The sequence below is a fragment of the Rhizobium sp. BT-226 genome (assembly GCF_025847085.2).
GTDB classification, from domain to species: Bacteria; Pseudomonadota; Alphaproteobacteria; order Rhizobiales; family Rhizobiaceae; genus Rhizobium; species Rhizobium sophorae.
In genome coordinates this window covers 1,166,854-1,183,521 of record NZ_JAOYTI010000002.1, presented here as the reverse complement: position 1 = coordinate 1,183,521, position 16,668 = coordinate 1,166,854, and the positions used below count along the sequence as shown (strand labels likewise).

Genomic DNA, 16,668 nt, shown 5'->3' with positions numbered 1-16,668 from the left:
CGCGTCCGGGAGGAGATGTCATGACGAAAATATTCCGCTTCGGCGTCATCGGCTGCGGTCTGATGGGGCGCGAGTTCGCGAGTGCTGCGGCGCGCTGGCTGCATCTGGCCGATATGAAGGCGCGACCGGAAATTGTCGCCGTCTGTGATACCAACGCGACGCTGCTCGACTGGTTCAGGGAACATGTGCCGACCGTTCGGCAGTTCACCGCCGACTATAAGGAGCTTCTGGCCAATCCCGAGGTCGATGCGGTCTATTGCGCTGTCCCGCATGTGCTGCACCAGCAATTCTACATCGACGTCCTGAAGACCGGAAAACATCTTCTCGGCGAAAAGCCCTTCGGCATGGACGCCGCGCAGAACCGGGAAATCATGGCGGTTCTTGCCGAGCATCCCCAACTCCTGGTCCGCTGCTCGTCGGAAATGCCTTTCTTCCCCGGCGCACAGAAGGTCATCGCGCTCGCAAAAAGCGGCGAGATGGGGGATATTCTCGAAGTCGAGGCGGGTTTCCTGCACTCTTCGGATATCGACCGGCAGAAGCCGATCAACTGGAAGCGCATGGCCCAGATCAATGGCGATTATGGCTGCATGGGTGATCTCGGCATGCATGTGCTGCACGTGCCGCTGCGTCTCGGCTGGCGCCCGACCACCCTGCATGCGCAACTGGTCAAAAAAGTCACCGAACGTCCCGACGGCAAGGGCGGCATGCTGCCCTGCACCACCTGGGACAATGCCACGATCAGCAGCCGCGTGCGCACCGGCGATCAGGATTTCCCGATGGTGCTGAAAACCTGGCGCATCGCGCCCGGCGAATCCAACACCTGGTACATCCGCGTTCTCGGCATGAAGAAGAGCGCGTTCTTCAGCACGAAGTCGCCGCGCCAGTGGCAGTGGATGGACTATAATGGCGGTGCGCAGGCTTGGAGCACCGAGGATCTGGGATATGGCTCGCTGTTTCCGACCATCACAGGCAAGATCTTCGAATTCGGTTTTGCCGACGCCATACAGCAGATGTGGGCGGCCTTCGTCGATGAGCTTGCCGGCGGAAATGCAAATGGTTTCGGCTGCGCGACGCCGGCCGAGGCGCAGGCGCATCATGCGGTCTTGACGGCTGCCCTCAAATCCGGCCGTGAGGACGTGGTGGTGCCGGTCGCCTATGACGGGGCGTCCGTCTGATGCAGCGCTCCGAGATCAACGCAGCGTTACGGCGGGCAACCGAAACCCTCGAGCGCTGGCACTGGTCTCTGCCGGCATGGGGCTATTGGACGGCGGCGGATTTTGCCTCTCGCCCGGAGGCATCAGCCTATTTGCGCGCCCATCAGCTGGGTTGGGACGTCACCGATTTCGGCTCGAACCGGTTTGCCGAATGCGGCCTCGTGCTGTTCTGCCTGCGCAATGGCATCGTTGATGTCGAGGGGGAGCGGACCTATGCCGAAAAGCTGCTCTTCGTTGGGGAAGGGCAGGTCACGCCGACGCACCGTCATGCGGCAAAGATGGAAGACATCATCAATCGCGCCGGTGGCGATCTCGTCATCGAATTCGCCGCAACCGATGCCGATGGCAATGTGCTGAAGGATGATATGACGGTGCCAGTAGACGGGCTGCCGCACCGGCTCGCTGCATGGGAGCCGTTGGTTCTTCAGCCTGGCCAAAGCGTGACGATCCGCACCGGGCTTTACCACCGCTTTTACGGCAGGATAGGCGGCGGACCTGTCCTTGTCGGCGAGGTCAGCCAGGTCAACGACGACAACAGCGATAATTTCTTTCTGGAGCCGATCGGGCGCTTTGCCGCGATCGAGGAAGACGAGCCGGCGCTCAGACCCTTGTGGAACGAAGGAGGCAGCTGATGCGAGCCGGGGAGGAGGTTCACGATCGCGACAGTCGAAAGCAGGGCGGCATCGTCTGCGCGGGAAACTTCATTGTCGATCGGGTCCACACCCTGTCCTATTGGCCCGAACAGGGCAATCTTGCGCATATTCTGCACCAGGATCTGGGCGTCGGGGGCGGGGCGGCCAATGTCGTCACCGATCTGGCCTCGCTCGGATTTCCTGGAAAGCTGGCGGCGGCCGGATGCATCGGCACTGATCAGGACGGGGAGATCATCAAGGCCCGCCTTACGGCTGCCGGCGTCGATGTCGGTGGGCTGACGGCGCTTGCCGACCGGGTGACGGCGCATACGCATGTCATGAATGTACCCGGCCAGAACCGGACCTTTTTCTATCATGGCGGCGCCAACGATGCCGTCACGGACAAGCTTGTCTTACCCGCGGCCTTCGCCAGGGCCGGTTATCGGCTGTTCTATCTCGGTTATCTGATGCTGCTGCCGGGTCTCGACCGCATTGGCCCCGACGGCCGTTCGGGAGCGTCGCGCCTGCTGGAGGCCGCGCGCCGCGCGGGGCTCACGACATGCGTGGATTTGGTATCGAGCGAAGACCCGGACTTTGCGGCCAAGGTCGGCGTCGCTCTGCCCTTCTGCGATTTCCTGATCATCAACGAGATGGAGGCGGGTCGGGCAACCGGCGTTACCGTTCGCGATGCGGAGGGAGATTTGATCGAGGCGGGGCTTTTGGAAGCGGGAGAGCGCCTGCTTGCGGCGGGCGTCGCCAAGGGCGCGATCATCCATGCGCCGGAAACCTGCTTCTGGTTTGCGCCCGGCGCTTCCCCGATCATCACGCGATCACGGCCCGTCGATCCCAGTGACATCGTCAGCACGGTCGGCGCCGGAGACGCCTTCTGCGCCGCTGTGCTCTACGGCCTGCATGAGAACTGGCCGGTCGAGCATATCTGCGCCGTCGCCCATGCCGCCGCTGCGCGTTGCCTCAAGGGGGCGACAGCCACCGATGGCATCCCCGACATGTCCGTCCTCCTTCGGGAGGCGAAGCAGACGAACCCGCAATCCGCTTAGCCCATTGGCGTCGCCTCAGGAGGGCGGCTCCGATTATCGTTCAGTCAAGGGAGGAGCAAACATGAAGCTATTCATTATGGCAGCCGCGCGCGGCAGCCTTGCCGGTGCAAGCGCGACCGGGGAGGCAGTGCGATGACATATGCGGAAACGGCGAGGCTCTCCGGCAAGGTGGCATTGGTCACAGGAGGAGCGAGCGGCATCGGCAAGGCGGTCTGCGAACGCTTCGCCGCCGAAGGCGCCAGGGTTGTCGTGGCGGATCTCGACGGCGAACGATGCGCACGGGTGGCGGAAGCGATCGGCCCTGATGCCTGGGGTGTAGCGCTTGATGTGACCATCCAGGACAGCATCGAAGAAGCTGCGCGCTTCACCATCGCCACCGCCGGCAAGATCGACATCCTGGTCAATGCCGCAGGCATTTACGAGGTCGAGTCCATTCTGGAAATATCCCGGGAGCGCACCGCGAGGGTATTTCAGGTCAATGTCGAAGGCCTGATCTTCATGACGCAGGCCGTTGCCCGGCACATGGTGGAGAGAGGGGAAGGTGGACGCATCATCAACTTCTCGTCCCAGGCTGGGCGTCGGGGCGAAGGACCGGCCGTGGCTTACTGCGCTTCCAAGGCGGCCGTCATCAGCATTACGCAAAGCTGCGCTCTGGAGCTGATCCGTTATGGGATCAACGTCAACGCCATCGCTCCCGGCGTCGTCGATACGCCGATGTGGGACGTCGTCGATGCAAAGCTCGGCAGCCGGGAAGGTTTGAAACCCGGTGACGTCAAGCGCCGCGTGGCCGCCGCCGTTCCGGCCGGACGATTTGGCGCCCCCCAAGAACAAGCTGCCATGGCGGCCTTCCTGGCCGGACCCGATGCAGCATACATCGTGGCGCAGTGCTACAATGTCGATGGCGGCAATGTCATGAGCTGACGCTTCGCTTCATCAGCAGCAATAGGCAATCGAACGTGAGATCCGGAGGAGTGGAATGAAGGCCGTACGCTTGGAGTCGATCGGGTCATTGACCATGCGCAGCGTTGAGAAACCGGTTGCCGGGCCGGGCGAGCTGCTTGTCCGGGTCGCAGCCGCCGGCATCTGTGGTTCCGATCGCCACATGTACAAGGGTGAGTATCCGACGGCGATCCCCGTGACGCTGGGCCACGAATTCTGCGGCATCGTCGAAGAGATCGGCGATGGTGTGACACGGTTTGCCGGCGGCGAGCTGGTGACGGTCGACCCCAATATTGCCTGCGGCACCTGTCCGGCTTGCACGCGGGCGCGGCCGAACTTGTGTGAGCGCCTCACCGCCATCGGCGTGACACGAGATGGCGGTTTTACGGAATATGTCGCGGTGCCGCACGCGCAGGCCTTCGTGCTGCCGGCCGACCTCGATCCCGTTCACGGCGCCTTCAGTGAACCGCTGGCCTGCTGTATCCACGCCATCGACAAGGCAAGGATCCGTCCAGGCGACAGCGTCGCCATCCTTGGCGGCGGCGTGATCGGCCTGCTGATGGTGCAGCTGGCCCGCCTGGCTGGGGCAGGCGAGATCATTTTGATCACGCGCCAGCAATCGAGACGCCAAACCGCTCTGCGCCTGGGGGCCACACATGCCTTCGACCCGGCCTCTTCGGACACGATCGCTTCCGTTCGAGAGGTCACCGAAGGCGGCGCCGACGTGGTCATCGAGTGCGCCGGCGTCAGCGACACGCTTCAAAGCGGTCTGAAAATGGCGCGGCGCGGTGGTACCTTCGTGCTTTTCGGGGTGACGCCGGCGGGTGTCGAAGTGCCGGTTCTGCCCTTCGATCTGCTGGTGAACGAAGTCGATATCAGGCCGGCCTACCTCAACCCCTTCACCCATTCGCGCGCTGCGGCAATGGTCGCGAGCGGGGTGTTGGAACTGGACGCATTGGTCACCAAAACCATAGGTCTCGAGGAGGTCGCCGACGTGGTGGGCAACGCGCCACTGCCAGGCGAGATCAAGGTCATCGTCCGGCCCTAGCTTGGCCGCGCCTCTCTGATTCGCACCATCTGCTCAGCTGCGGACGGGGCCGGTGGAATCGCGCTCGATCAACGTGACCGGCACTTTTACGATCGCGCCTTGCCGAGATTCGTCCCCTGCTTGGTGCTCGTCGATCAGCGCTTCCAGCAGCCGTGCTGCCTGCCGCCCGACATCGCGGATCGGCTGCGCAACCGTTGTCAGCCGTGGAAAGACGTAGGCTGCCTCCGGCAGGTCGTCGAAGCCCACGACCGAATAGTCGTTCGGAACGGAAAATCCGCGATCCTGGATGGCATGGATTGCGGCAATCGCTGAAACGTCGGTCGTGCCGATGATTGCGGTGACCTCAGCTCGAGACGCCAGCAGCTCCCGCGCCAGCCGGTAGGTCTCTGCAAAGCTGTGCTCTTCCGCCATCGCCACGATCGCGGGCGCAATGGCGTCTTTCGCCATCTCGGCCGTGATGCCTTGCAGGCGAAGCTGGATAGGCTGGCTGTGTGCCGGCGCGCCGACGATGGCGATCGCCCGGTGGCCGAGGTCGATCAGATGGCGCGCCATCAGCCGTCCACCCTCCTCGTGATCGGCCATGACAGCGTCGTCGGCGATGCCGTTCAGCTCGCGGTCGATGGCGATGGTTGGAATGTGAGCGTCACGCAGCACTCCGAAATGCTCGGTGCTGCCGAAGGCGCTCGCCACGATGACGCCGTCGACGCGCTGGGCGAGCAGCATGGAAATGTAGCGTATCTCATGGTCCATATTTTCTGCCGTGCTGCAGATCAGCGTCTGATAGCCGTGCTGAAACAATTCCTGTTCGATGGCATGGGCCAGGATGCCGAAGAAAGGCACTTCAATCGACGGCAGCATCAATCCGATCATCCGGCTTGGTGCACCGCGCAGCATGCGCGCACCCTTGCTGGGCGTGTAGTTCAGCGTTCGGATAGCCGCCTCGACGCGGTCCCTGAGTTCGGGTGAGGCGTAACCACTGTTGTTGAGCACGCGCGAGACCGAAGAGACCGATGTTCCTGCAAGTTTAGCGATATGTCTGATGCTGGTCGTCACGTGCTCGCATTTCTTTCTCTACAACGCCGCGCGTCGTTTCAGACGCGCAAAGGACGCTAGCATAGGAGCGGTCGAACATCATGAGACGAGCTGCTGAAGTTCACCTTGATTTCATCATCCACTAGATCACTAGCGGGATGCCGCATCAAGCGCACGCCGCAAGTGCGGCCCCCGGTCCATGCCTCAGCGAAGACACGTCCACATACCGAATATTTTGGCGATCACTTTCCCATTCTCGCGTCGTAGCTGCCCATGGACAGTGTTTTGCTCGTCGGAAATATCAATAAGGTCGAAGGAAACGCTTTCATTTCGGTCGATATTTCCAAGGAAGAAAACGTCTTTTCGGACGAGCGGCCCCTTGCAGGGAAACCAGTTTTCCAAGGCGCGATCGGCGAGTGCCTGATACTCGGCAAAGTAAAACAGTCCCGCGCCGTTGAACTCCTGCGAGGCGCTGGGATCAAACTTAAAGGTTCGGAGCGCCCCGTGAGCGAGGGCGGAAAACCCGAAATGCGTTCCCAACCGCCCATTCCGGATGTCTGCAGCATTCTGGGCGAGAAGGCTGGACTGGAACCGCTGTCCCTGCGGCTCAGGCAACGTTACACGTGCGATCGAGTGATTGTTGTCTTTGATCGTTCTGTGAACGAAGGTTGAGATGAGTTCGACCGCGCCGACGCCTCTTCCGTGGATGGACAACTCGTGCCGGGTCGACGTCCGGGTTCGCGAGACTGCGGACAGTCTCGAGTGGATGGTCAAAACGCCGTTCGCCTGCACGACGTCGAAACGTGCATCCGTCAGTGACGTTGCACAGATCGCGGCATAGGCCTCCTCTCCATTCGCCGTTCTGAAATCCGCATTGTCGAGCCCGAGATGACAGGCAAGTATCAGCCAGTGACGATGGCCGAGTTCCTTCATCAGCCATGTCTCCGACAGCCCGTTTCCATTCAGATGCGGCATACCGAGGAGTATATGCGGATCAAGGGCACGTGCCATCAACTCGCGTGCCGAAGGTCCTGCGGGCGGAAAATCGAAAAGGGCCGCGCTCATGATCAGGCGCTGACTGATTGTTTGAGAGACGATGTCTGTGCCGAACGTCGAGCCGCAAGATGCCCGATCACATGTTCGGCATCCCTGCCGACGCTGAGGAACCGGCCCGAGCCCCAGGTCCAGAGCCAGGGAAGTCCCAGCACGTAGACGCCATCGACGGCGGTGACGCCGCGGCGATGAACAGGATAGGCGTTGCCGTCGAAGATCGGCAGTCCGACGAAGGACCAATCCGGGCTGAATCCCGTGGCCCAGATGACCGAGGCGATCCCCTCCGCCTTCAGGTCGAGTTCGGCGATCTCCGCCTCAGGCTCCCAGACAGGGACATAGGGGGATCCGGCTGGAGCATCGATGCCCTTTTCGGCGATATGCCGGTCAATCAGGGCATTGATGCCGTTATAGACACGGTCGGCACCGTCGAGATTGGCCTTCAGGTTCGGCTCGAACAGCATCCGGCTGGCGGCGACGCCGGACATGCGGCCATAGAGCGCCATGCCCTCCAGTGCGAACTTGCGCAGATCGATATCGCGTCCGCCGTCGCGTCCGGTCAGGTAATGGTTGGTGTCGTGCTTCTTCTTCGTCATGCCATCATGTTCGACGGTGATGTCGTATTGGCCGATATCGGAAAGCCAGTCGACCACATCGCGGCCGCGATAGAACCGGGCGCAACGCGGTGCATTGCCGGTGACGAGATGCACCTTGCGGCCGGCAAGATGCAGATCCTCTGCAATCTGGCAGCCGGACTGGCCGGAGCCGACCACGATGACACCGCCTTCCGGCAGTTGATCGGCATTGCGATAGGCGGCGGTGTGGATCTGCATGATGTGCTCGGGCAGGCGCTCGGCCGCACGCGGAGTGGCTGGATCTGCATAGAGGCTGGTGGCGATCACCACGGCATCAGCAGTCACCGCCCCAGCCGAGGTCTCGAGCCGGAAGAGGCCGCCATGCTTTTCGAGCGACGTCACGCCGGTTTGCTCGAAGACCGGCGCCTCGACCTTCTTCACGAAGCGATCGACATAGGCGAGGATCTCGTCCTTGACCATAAAACCGTGAGGATCCGTGCCGTCATAGGGATGGTCGGGAAGCTGGCATTGCCAGTTCGGCGTCACCAGGCAGAAGGCGTCCCATCGTTCGTTCTTCCACTTATGCGCAACGGTCTTCTTCTCGAAAACCACGTGATCAATGCCGTGCCTCTTCAGATAGTGAGAGGCCGACAGCCCGGCCTGGCCACCGCCGATGACAACCGCACTGTAGTGGTTCTTGAGGGATGGTGTGGTCATGATGGTCCTTTCAAAAGATGAAGGTTTTGCAGTGGACGCGGGCATCTGCGTCATGCAGGAAGGCGACAGCGACGCTTTCAATTCGGGCGAGTTGGTCGTTTGCGGATGAACACGCAAAACCAAACTTCGCCTCCACGCGATCGCTGGCGATGGTAAGCGCCCTGCGGCTGCGATCTATGAAATCGGCGACCGAATAGCTTTCACCCTCGGTGAAAAACTCACGGATGATCAGGGAGGGGGAATAACAGGTCTCCTCCTGGCCATCCGGCCAGGTTATGACGAACCGCATTTCAGGCATGGTCGGCCTCCAGCAGCGTGTGATAGCGGGCAAGATGGGCAGTCGCGGTTTGCTGCCAGCCATGCCGCGCGGCAACCGCGAGACCACGGGGAATGACCTGCTCGCGGATCGGTGCGACCAGCGCCAGCGCCATGCCTTCGGCAATGGAGACCGGATGATGCGGATCGCACCAGATCGCATCGCCGGGACCCAGATATTCGGTGAAGGGCGCAATCGAGGATGTAACAACCGGAATGCCGCTGGCCATGGCTTCCAGAACGACGAGGCCGAAGCCTTCCTTGAGCGAAGGGAACACCAGCGCATCCGCCAATCGGTAGAGGCTAGGCATGTCGGCATCCGCGATCGCTCCGATGATATGCACCGCTACGGCGTCCCGGCCGAGGCAGGCGAGGCAAGAACGGAACTCCTCCTGATAGTCGCCATGGTCCAGGAGGGAGGCGCCGCCGGCAATGACAAGCTGGGCATCCGGCCGGATGGCGCGGACCTGACGAAAAGCTTCGAGAATACCAAGGTTGTTCTTTCGCGCCTCAATGCCGCCGACACTGAGGAAGATCGGCCCGCTTCCGACCTGCAGTCTGTCGCGCAGAGCGACCTGCTCCCCGCTCCAGGCAGGCGAGAAGCGGTCGGTGTCGACGCCATTGCCCACCACTGTCGCCTCGATGCCGCGATCACCTCTCAGCCTGTCCTGCCAGAGGCGGCTGACGGCGAAGAAGATATCGGCCGCATCGATCGCGCGATCCTGCAAAGCCATCAGGCGCGGATCGGCGAACTGGTCGATGTGGTGGACAGTGCGGGCAAAGTTCGGGATCAGGCCCTCCAGCTTGAGCGTCGCCAGCGCATTGCCGGAAATGCCGTCATGGGCGTGAAAAAGGTCGAAGCCATCGGTTCCGGCGCTCCGGAAATAGTCGACATAGCCTGCAATCCGCTGCTCGACCATTTGCGTCATGTCGGCGGGTGCAGGCGGCACGGCAATGCAGGCCGTGCCGCAGGAGGGTTGACGAAAGAAGCCCGTCCCCTTGGCATCAGGCGCGTGCAGGACCACCTCATGACCAAGCGAGGTCAGCGCTTCCGAAAGCTGCATGGCATGAACCACGCCGCCACGCGGATTGGTGGAATGGGTCAGTATGGCAATGCGTAGCGTTCGGTGCGGCGGGAGGTTCATGCGGCGACATCCTGCCGACCGAGCTGCATTAGGGGTGTTTCGGTATGATTGCGCACCACTGCACGGCTTTCGCCATCGACCAGTGCGACCTCGGCCCCAGCCACGACCGCGCCGATGACCGCAGCGCTGATGCCGCGCGCAGCGAATCGGCTGACGACATCGGCCGCATGTTCCGGGGCGACCGAGAGCAGGTAGCCGAAGCTCGGAAAGGTGACGAGCCAGCGATCGAGGCTGACACCGGCGGGCAGGGGAATGGCAGTGACGTCGATATCGATGCCGACATGCGAGCATTCGGCCAGCATGATGGCCGTGCCGACGATGCCGCCCTGGCTGATATCCTTCGCAGACAGCGCCAGTCCGGCCTCGGCGATCTCGGGCAGCAGCTCGATGTCGCCGCGCAGGCGTGCCGGCGCGGCATCGGTGGCGGCTTCCCAATTATTGAAAGGTTCGCGGTAACGGCCGCGATGGTCGATAGCTGCAATCAGCACATCGCCGGGCTTCGCGTCGAAGCTCGTCAGCAGTTTCTTGGCGCGACCGAGAATGGCGACCGACAATTGGCCGCGTTCGCTGCGGATATTCGTGTGCCCGCCGACGATCGGTACGCCAAAGGTGCTGGATGCCGCCCGCATACCTTCGAGAACGGGTGTCGCGCCTGCCTCGCCATTAGCCCAGACGGCATCAACCACGGCGGTCGGTCGGCCGCCCATGGCAACGACGTCGGAGATATTGACCATGACGCCGCACCAGCCGGCGAACCAGGGGTCGGCGGCGACGAACTCGTTCATGAAGCCTTCAATGGCAAAAAGCAGATAGCCGTCGCCATCGGGCAGCGCGGCGCAATCGTCGCCGACGGCAATCTGCTGCCCCTGCAGGCCGAGGCTTGCCGCGATCGTGCCTATATCCTGCTTGGCGGCGATGCCGCTGCTTGTCGAGAGTTTTGCCGCCAGGGCCTTGATGTCGATCGCGACCATCCTCACGCCACCTTTCTGGAAAGGGCGGTGAAGCCTGCCTCGGGTGTGGCGCAGGGCGGATAATAGGCAAGGTCGGCCTTCATCCTGAGATGCGGCTTGCCATAGACCTCGAACTCCTCGATCACATTCCAGTGCAGCCTGCGGAACAGCAGGCCGTTCTGCACCTGCACATTGGCGAGGAAAGTGTGGCATCCGATCGCATTGGCGGAGGACACGGCGAGCTTGATCAGGGTCGCCCCGAGGGCGCCGATCTTGCGAAAATCCGGATGGACTGCCAGTCGCGAGCCCCACCAGAGACCGGGTTCCGCCTGATGGATGCGCACCGTTCCGACCAGCTGGTCGGCGGCAATACCGAGCATGGAGAGAGCCACGATCGGGATGGCGTGATCATCGATCGCATCGCGGTCGTCGCCCTCGAAGATCTGCTGTTCCTCGCAGAAGACGGCACGGCGCAGCGCATGCGCTTGGCTGCGCTCCCAGGCGGAGGTCGCGAACTTCACCTGGAACTCGCTCGATCGATAGGGAGCAAAGGCTTCGAGCATCATTTGGTGAGCATCCTTTCATAGGTGGAAAGGGCGGAGCAGGCGCCGCATTTGCCGCAGCCGGCTTTGATGTCGACGGCCTTCAAGCCGCTGACGACCAGCATCCTGGACAAGGGTCCGAGGATCGAGTGCATGAAGTCGGGCCTCGGCGCCGGATGGCTTTCGAGCGGCGTGCCGGAGATCGGCACGAAGGGCACGACGAAGGGATAGACGCCGAGCGCAACCAGCTTTTCGCAGATGTCCAGAATGGCTTCACGGCTGTCGCCGAGCCCCGCCAGGATATAGGTCGAGACCTGGCCGCGCCCGAAGACCTCCACTGCGGCCTTGAACGAGGCCATGTATTTGGCGATCGAGACCTGCGCCTTGCCCGGCATGATGCGGGCACGCACCTCCGGCGTCACGGCTTCCAGATGCATGCCGAGGGCATCGACGCCGGCCTCCTTCATGCGGGTGAACCAGATATCGTCTTCCGGCGGCTCGCATTGCGCCTGGATGGGAATATTGACGGCCGCCTTGATGGCGCGGGCGCTGTCGGCGAGGATCGCAGCACCGCGGTCGTCGCCCTTCGGCGTGCCGGTGGTCATCACCATATGCTTGACGCCGTCCAGTTCGACGGCGGCCTTGGCGACTTCCGCGAGCTGCTCCGGCGTCTTGTGGGCGATGGTGCGGCCGGCTGCCAACGATTGGCCGATGGCGCAGAACTGACAGGTCTTGGTGCGGCTCTGATAGCGGATGCAGGTCTGCAGCACGGTCGTGGCCAGCACGTCCTTGCCGTGCAGAACGGCGATCTGCGAATAGGGAATGCCGTCGGCGGTCGAACGCTCGTAGAAGCGCGGGCGCAGGGGAAAGGAGACCTCGCCCAGCACCGTGCCATCCCGGCTGATACGGCTGCGGCCCATCTCGTCCGGCTTTTCCACCAGATAAGGACTCTCGAACGCAGGTGCGGTGTGAACCGGCACCATCACCGTCATGCCGTCGATGGTCAGTGCCTTGTGGTCGGAAGGTCCGGCACCACCACGGCGGCTTTCATGTCCGGCCTTGGGGTCAACGAGCCGGGCTCCATAGGACTGCAATTCGTTGATCAGAATCTCGGTTGGCAGATGTGTCGTATTCTCCATCGGAAAGGGTCCTTGCTTCGGCTGTGGGGAGGGATGGCTGGGAGGTGGTGACCATCGGCGCCGTGGCGCGGCCATCCATGACAAGATGCAGCAGCTCGGGCCGGGCATAATGGCCGACCGAATCCATCATCCGCTTGCGTTTCACGATCAGGCTCATGTCGAGATCGGCGATCAGGATGCCTTCGCCTTCCGTCAGCGGTGGCACGACGTGTTTGCCTTCGGGCGAGATGATCGCGGTCATGCAGCCGCCGCGCAGGGCCTTCTGCAGCCCTGCGTCGGACGTGATGGAGGCGATCTGCTCGTCGCTCAGCCAGCCTGTGGCATTGACCACGAAACAACCGCTTTCCAGCGCGTGGTGGCGGATGGTGACCTCCATCTGGTCGGCAAAAATCGGCCCGACCATCGAACCCGGAAACTGGGCGATATGGATGTCCTCGTGCTGTGCCATCAGGGCGTAGCGGGCCAGAGGGTTATAGTGCTCCCAGCATGCCAGCGCCCCAAGGCGTCCGACGGCGCTGTCGACCACCTTCAGGCCGGAGGCGTCGCCCTGGCCCCAGATCATCCGCTCGTGAAAGGTCGGGGTGATCTTGCGACGCTTGAGGAGGAGCGTGCCATCGGCATCAAACAGCAGCTGGGCATTATAGAGCGATCCGTGGTCACGCTCGTTGACGCCAAGCGCCACGACGATGCCATGCTCGCGGGCGGCTGCCGAGACGGCATCGGTGGCAGCGCTCGGCACCGTGACGGCTTCCTCGTAAAGTCGCACGTGCTCCTTGCCGGAGAGAACAGGCGGCAGCACGAAAGAAAAATAGGGGTACCAGGGGACGAAGGTTTCGGGAAAGACGATCAACTCGGCGCCTTTGGCCGCCGCTTCACGAATTGCATCCAGCACGCGGGCCAGTGTTTTCTCGCGCGAGGTCAGATCCGGCGCGATCTGCGCGGCGGCAACCCGGACGCTCGTTTTTTTCTCCATGACGAAATCCTCGATTGACGGGTGGGGAGGCGGAGCGCCGAGGCTCCGCCTTTATTCTTTGCGGCGGCTGATGCTCAGAGCGTCCAGGTATCGAGGATGAAGGCGCCGTCGCGGCGATGGATCAGGATCAGGTCGAGAACGTCGAGGGGACTGATCGGCGTGATGCCGGGGATCAGCGCGCCTTCGCCATGGCCGTAAAGCGCCTGAAGGGCAAAACGGCAGGCATAGACCTTGCCGCCTTCTTCCATGAACTTGACGATCTGGTTGTTGAAATTCAGATGGCCGGGAAAGGCCTCCGCGCCGAGCATCGGAAAACCGCGCTGGACGCCGAGCGTCACGCCTGGGCCGTAGAGAAGGATCGAGGTCTCGAAACCTTTCCGCTTCAGGCGTGTCGCCTGCAGCAGGTTGACGAATCCGATCGATCCTTCGAAGGCCACGGTATGGAAGGTGACGAGGGCTTTTTCGCCTTCGCCGGCCTGTACGTCCTCGAAAACCTTGTCCTCGTAATCGACAAGAAAGTCGCCTTTTTGATTGGCTGGCTTGGTCACTGCGGGCATGGATGGCTCCTTGATTGAAATCCGATCCCCATCCGGGGGAGCATCCATCCAATTGCAAGCGCTATGCCATATTGCTTATGCACAAATAGCAGTCAAATATGCGAGTAATGCATTCAAATATGCAATCAATTGTGAGAGTTAAAAGTCTGAAAGCTAATTTTCTGTGCGACAGAATGCAAGAATCGAATGCACGAAAGCCCAAATCAGATGCATTCAATTGGGGTCAATCCTTGGGAGCAGCCATGATATTTGTGCAGCACGAGCCTCTGTCACCTGTTTACGCTGGGGCTTTGGGAAGAGCTGACTTAGACTCGCGACGCTTTCTGGTGTCGGATCCAGCTATATTGAATGCACTCAATTAATGCAGTTGGATGTATATGTAGGGGCGTTCGCAAGGCGGCCAACGGAGTACGCCGTCAATTCCGTCGACGGCGGAGGAAGGAGGCGAAAGAGGATGCTCGGATTCCCTTGTCCCCGATTATGCCCGTGTCGCTCTTATGTCGGCTCGACTCAATGCTCGGAAAGTCGTGACCTTGGCGGCAAGCCATGCTTGCCTCAATCAAAGCCTCTGGAGGTCGCGGCCCTTATCGATGAGGCGACCGTAGACGTCTCGAAGTAAGAACAGGGTGCTTGTGGCGGGGGTGACAATAAGCGCACCCCCCGCTTTCACGCCTTGCGTGCTCCGGTTTCGAGCACGATACACCGCAACGAAACTGTTCGGAGTCTGGCCATTCCGCATTGATCGACAAGCTTCACCGCGAGAGCTACAGAATAGCCTGATCGATAGCAGCCCGTTGAGCGGACACATGATGAACGACACTGTCCTCCTGTTTCACGGCATTGCCCGGACGAAGAAAAGTATGGCGAAGCTCGCCAGCTTCCTGTCCGGCCACGGTTATCGGGTTGTGAATGTCGGTTACCCCTCCACCAAGTTTTCGATCAGCGACCTCATCGACATCGTCCGACCTGAGATCGACGGCGCTGCCAAGGAGGCAGGCGAGGGCAGGGTCCATTTCGTGGGTTATTCGATGGGTGGGTTGATCATCCGTGCTTTTCTGACGCGTTATCGCCCAGCCAACCTGGGAAGGGTGGTCATGGTCGGAACGCCGAACAACGGCAGTCAGGTTGCCGATTTCCTCAAGGGTTGGCCCTTATACAGGACGGTCTATGGACCGGCAGGGCAGCAGCTGATTACGGATCAAACCGCAATGACCGACCTGTTCGGCACAGTGGATTATGAACTTGGCATCATCGCTGGGAACCGAACCATCGACCCGGTCTCTTCGCTTATCATCGGCCTCAGGGTTCCGAATGATGGAAAGGTTTCGGTGGAGAGCACGCGTCTCGACGGCGCGGCGGCGCATATCGTCATTCCGGCAAACCACACTTTCTTGCCCGTCAACGGGATTATGTGGAGCCAGACCCTGTCGTTTCTGAAAGACGGGCGGTTCACAAGCTGACACGATGTACTTTCACCTTCGCTTGGTCTCCGCGATCACTTGAACAGTGCCTGCGGGAAGGCGAAGCCTGTAACATACTTGCTAGCTAAGCCAGATGATTTCCAAATATTCAAACATCCGCCACATGCCCTCTCCTTAATCCCCGCTGCACCAGTATCGAAGGAAATGCCATGACCGCCATCCTGCGAAAGAAAATTCACGGCAGGTCCACACGCGGACAGGTCATCGACGGTGCGCCCGATGTCGGCGTCGCCTATCAGGTGTTTTCCGATACGGTGATCGAAGACGTTATCGTCAAGAACTCTCCTCGAGGCTTCAAATTTCACAATGGCAAGAACCTCACCGTCAGGCGCTGTGAAACAGAGAATGTGAAGGGCGACGGCATCTACCTGACGAAGACGACGCACGTGCTGTTGGAGAATAATCGCATCGGCGCGGCTCCGGGCGAGGGAGCAGACTGCTGCCAGTTCGCCTATCAAAACAGCGACGACAATATCAGCTCCGATATCGTGATCCGCGGTAACCTCTTCCTGCAGTCGCCGGCGAGCGCATCGAACAAGGGCGCGCTGGTCTGCGACAAAACTCGAAAATACCTGGTCGAATACAATTTCATCGGCGGCAAGAATTTCTCCTTTTCGTCGATTGGGGATGACGCCGTGGTGCGCAGCAACATCATGCGCGACGGCAGGATGAATGATTATTCCTTCGGCTACGGCATCGGCGACAAGGCCGACCACGCCGGCCATCACATTTATGACAACTGGATCGAGAACGCCAATCGTGGCGTCAGCCTAAGCGGCTTTTCGGATCAGGAACGGGCATTTCGCAAAGACATCGATATCCACGACAACGTCATTAGCCAATGCGACATCGCGTTCTTCGCCAACCGTCGGTGGTCCGGCAGCTTTCGGCGCAACATATTCCTGCGGTGCGAGCAGGACATCGTTCTCAAGGGAAACGGCAAAACGACTGCAGGTGATATCGATGGCAACTATCGCAACGATGGCAGCTTTCTGAATGTCACCCCGCCGCCGCTTCGCTTCAAGCCCGACGGCAACGCTTCCGTTGCCTCCGGCGAATGGACATCCGAGCCCGACGAAATCCGCATCCAGTGGCGGAACAAGGGGATCGATATTCCAGGCGCCAATAGGCCTTCCATTACGGTCGAGCCTGGCATGGAATTGTCATGCGTCCTGCTGGCCCGCAAGGAGCAGAACTGGATGCTGGCGATCGCTGAGACTGCCTATGACGATTTCACGCCGCGCGCATGGGAGGAACACATGCTGCCTTGGCGCAAGCGCTACCTCTCGACTTAGGCGGCA

Annotated in this window: 17 protein-coding genes; 7 read left to right on the top strand and 10 right to left on the bottom strand. The window is 61.2% G+C overall.

Annotation, left to right across the window (positions count from 1 at the left end; translation table 11 throughout):
• Positions 1–20: 20 nt before the first annotated feature.
• From OIU37_RS16040 to OIU37_RS16020, 5 genes are all read left to right on the top strand, one after another.
• Positions 21–1,175: a Gfo/Idh/MocA family protein gene (locus OIU37_RS16040; RefSeq protein WP_264258038.1), complete on the top strand. Its 1,155-nt coding sequence runs from the start codon at positions 21–23 to the stop codon at positions 1,173–1,175.
• Positions 1,175–1,846: a D-lyxose/D-mannose family sugar isomerase gene (locus OIU37_RS16035; RefSeq protein WP_264258037.1), complete on the top strand. Its 672-nt coding sequence runs from the start codon at positions 1,175–1,177 to the stop codon at positions 1,844–1,846. The genes OIU37_RS16040 and OIU37_RS16035 overlap by 1 nt, the downstream gene beginning before the upstream one ends.
• Entirely contained in the window at positions 1,846–2,904 is a 1,059-nt protein-coding gene (locus OIU37_RS16030; protein ID WP_264258036.1) for a carbohydrate kinase family protein, read from the top strand. The genes OIU37_RS16035 and OIU37_RS16030 overlap by 1 nt, the downstream gene beginning before the upstream one ends.
• A 132-nt stretch (positions 2,905–3,036) precedes the next feature.
• Entirely contained in the window at positions 3,037–3,825 is a 789-nt protein-coding gene (locus OIU37_RS16025; RefSeq protein ID WP_180693821.1) for an L-iditol 2-dehydrogenase, read from the top strand.
• Between the two features lie 55 nt (positions 3,826–3,880).
• Complete coding sequence (locus OIU37_RS16020; protein ID WP_264258035.1) at positions 3,881–4,891, top strand: zinc-dependent alcohol dehydrogenase family protein; 1,011 nt, start codon at positions 3,881–3,883, stop codon at positions 4,889–4,891.
• A 33-nt stretch (positions 4,892–4,924) separates the two neighbouring features.
• On the opposite strand, the gene OIU37_RS16015 is transcribed toward OIU37_RS16020, so the two are convergent.
• The 10 genes from OIU37_RS16015 to OIU37_RS15970 all read right to left on the bottom strand — a co-directional run bounded on the left by OIU37_RS16015 (position 4,925) and on the right by OIU37_RS15970 (position 13,886).
• The gene (locus OIU37_RS16015) at positions 4,925–5,944 is read right to left on the bottom strand and encodes a LacI family DNA-binding transcriptional regulator (protein WP_264258034.1); all 1,020 of its coding nucleotides are present in this window, start codon (positions 5,942–5,944) and stop codon (positions 4,925–4,927) included.
• Between the two features lie 183 nt (positions 5,945–6,127).
• A complete protein-coding gene (locus OIU37_RS16010; RefSeq protein ID WP_264258033.1) occupies positions 6,128–6,988 on the bottom strand; it encodes a Pnap_2097 family protein in 861 nt (286 codons plus the stop codon).
• Between the two features lie 2 nt (positions 6,989–6,990).
• Positions 6,991–8,265, bottom strand: coding sequence for an MSMEG_0569 family flavin-dependent oxidoreductase (locus tag OIU37_RS16005; protein WP_264258032.1), 1,275 nt, complete (start codon positions 8,263–8,265; stop codon positions 6,991–6,993).
• Between the two features lie 10 nt (positions 8,266–8,275).
• The gene (locus OIU37_RS16000; protein WP_168314484.1) at positions 8,276–8,563 is read right to left on the bottom strand and encodes an MSMEG_0570 family nitrogen starvation response protein; all 288 of its coding nucleotides are present in this window, start codon (positions 8,561–8,563) and stop codon (positions 8,276–8,278) included.
• Entirely contained in the window at positions 8,556–9,725 is a 1,170-nt protein-coding gene (locus OIU37_RS15995) for an MSMEG_0565 family glycosyltransferase (protein WP_264258031.1), read from the bottom strand. Before OIU37_RS15995 ends, OIU37_RS16000 begins: the two co-directional genes overlap by 8 nt.
• Complete coding sequence (locus OIU37_RS15990) at positions 9,722–10,696, bottom strand: sll0787 family AIR synthase-like protein (RefSeq protein WP_180694253.1); 975 nt, start codon at positions 10,694–10,696, stop codon at positions 9,722–9,724. The genes OIU37_RS15995 and OIU37_RS15990 overlap by 4 nt, the downstream gene beginning before the upstream one ends.
• A 2-nt stretch (positions 10,697–10,698) precedes the next feature.
• Positions 10,699–11,241: an MSMEG_0567/Sll0786 family nitrogen starvation N-acetyltransferase gene (locus OIU37_RS15985; protein WP_168310544.1), complete on the bottom strand. Its 543-nt coding sequence runs from the start codon at positions 11,239–11,241 to the stop codon at positions 10,699–10,701.
• Positions 11,238–12,356 (bottom strand): MSMEG_0568 family radical SAM protein, encoded by a 1,119-nt coding sequence (locus OIU37_RS15980; RefSeq protein ID WP_264258030.1) that lies wholly within the window; start codon positions 12,354–12,356, stop codon positions 11,238–11,240. The genes OIU37_RS15985 and OIU37_RS15980 overlap by 4 nt, the downstream gene beginning before the upstream one ends.
• Positions 12,283–13,329 carry a Nit6803 family nitrilase gene (locus tag OIU37_RS15975; RefSeq protein WP_264258029.1) on the bottom strand — a complete coding sequence of 349 codons (1,047 nt, stop codon included), beginning with the start codon at positions 13,327–13,329 and terminating at the stop codon, positions 12,283–12,285. Before OIU37_RS15975 ends, OIU37_RS15980 begins: the two co-directional genes overlap by 74 nt.
• A gap of 74 nt (positions 13,330–13,403) precedes the next feature.
• Entirely contained in the window at positions 13,404–13,886 is a 483-nt protein-coding gene (locus OIU37_RS15970; RefSeq protein ID WP_264258028.1) for an MSMEG_0572/Sll0783 family nitrogen starvation response protein, read from the bottom strand.
• Between the two features lie 809 nt (positions 13,887–14,695).
• Here OIU37_RS15970 and OIU37_RS15965 point away from each other — a divergent pair.
• Positions 14,696–15,346, top strand: coding sequence for a triacylglycerol lipase (locus tag OIU37_RS15965; protein ID WP_168310577.1), 651 nt, complete (start codon positions 14,696–14,698; stop codon positions 15,344–15,346).
• A gap of 170 nt (positions 15,347–15,516) precedes the next feature.
• Entirely contained in the window at positions 15,517–16,662 is a 1,146-nt protein-coding gene (locus OIU37_RS15960; protein WP_372353367.1) for a right-handed parallel beta-helix repeat-containing protein, read from the top strand.
• Positions 16,663–16,668: the final 6 nt, after the last annotated feature.

Coding starts and splice junctions, on each gene's coding strand:
- OIU37_RS16040 (WP_264258038.1), top strand. CDS start 21: ATGACGAAAATATTCCGCTTCGGCGTCATCGGCTGCGGTCTGATGGGG.
- OIU37_RS16035 (WP_264258037.1), top strand. CDS start 1,175: ATGCAGCGCTCCGAGATCAACGCAGCGTTACGGCGGGCAACCGAAACC.
- OIU37_RS16030 (WP_264258036.1), top strand. CDS start 1,846: ATGCGAGCCGGGGAGGAGGTTCACGATCGCGACAGTCGAAAGCAGGGC.
- OIU37_RS16025 (WP_180693821.1), top strand. CDS start 3,037: ATGACATATGCGGAAACGGCGAGGCTCTCCGGCAAGGTGGCATTGGTC.
- OIU37_RS16020 (WP_264258035.1), top strand. CDS start 3,881: ATGAAGGCCGTACGCTTGGAGTCGATCGGGTCATTGACCATGCGCAGC.
- OIU37_RS16010 (WP_264258033.1), bottom strand. CDS start 6,988: ATGAGCGCGGCCCTTTTCGATTTTCCGCCCGCAGGACCTTCGGCACGC.
- OIU37_RS16005 (WP_264258032.1), bottom strand. CDS start 8,265: ATGACCACACCATCCCTCAAGAACCACTACAGTGCGGTTGTCATCGGC.
- OIU37_RS16000 (WP_168314484.1), bottom strand. CDS start 8,563: ATGCCTGAAATGCGGTTCGTCATAACCTGGCCGGATGGCCAGGAGGAG.
- OIU37_RS15995 (WP_264258031.1), bottom strand. CDS start 9,725: ATGAACCTCCCGCCGCACCGAACGCTACGCATTGCCATACTGACCCAT.
- OIU37_RS15990 (WP_180694253.1), bottom strand. CDS start 10,696: ATGGTCGCGATCGACATCAAGGCCCTGGCGGCAAAACTCTCGACAAGC.
- OIU37_RS15985 (WP_168310544.1), bottom strand. CDS start 11,241: ATGATGCTCGAAGCCTTTGCTCCCTATCGATCGAGCGAGTTCCAGGTG.
- OIU37_RS15980 (WP_264258030.1), bottom strand. CDS start 12,356: ATGGAGAATACGACACATCTGCCAACCGAGATTCTGATCAACGAATTG.
- OIU37_RS15975 (WP_264258029.1), bottom strand. CDS start 13,329: ATGGAGAAAAAAACGAGCGTCCGGGTTGCCGCCGCGCAGATCGCGCCG.
- OIU37_RS15970 (WP_264258028.1), bottom strand. CDS start 13,886: ATGCCCGCAGTGACCAAGCCAGCCAATCAAAAAGGCGACTTTCTTGTC.
- OIU37_RS15965 (WP_168310577.1), top strand. CDS start 14,696: ATGAACGACACTGTCCTCCTGTTTCACGGCATTGCCCGGACGAAGAAA.
- OIU37_RS15960 (WP_372353367.1), top strand. CDS start 15,517: ATGACCGCCATCCTGCGAAAGAAAATTCACGGCAGGTCCACACGCGGA.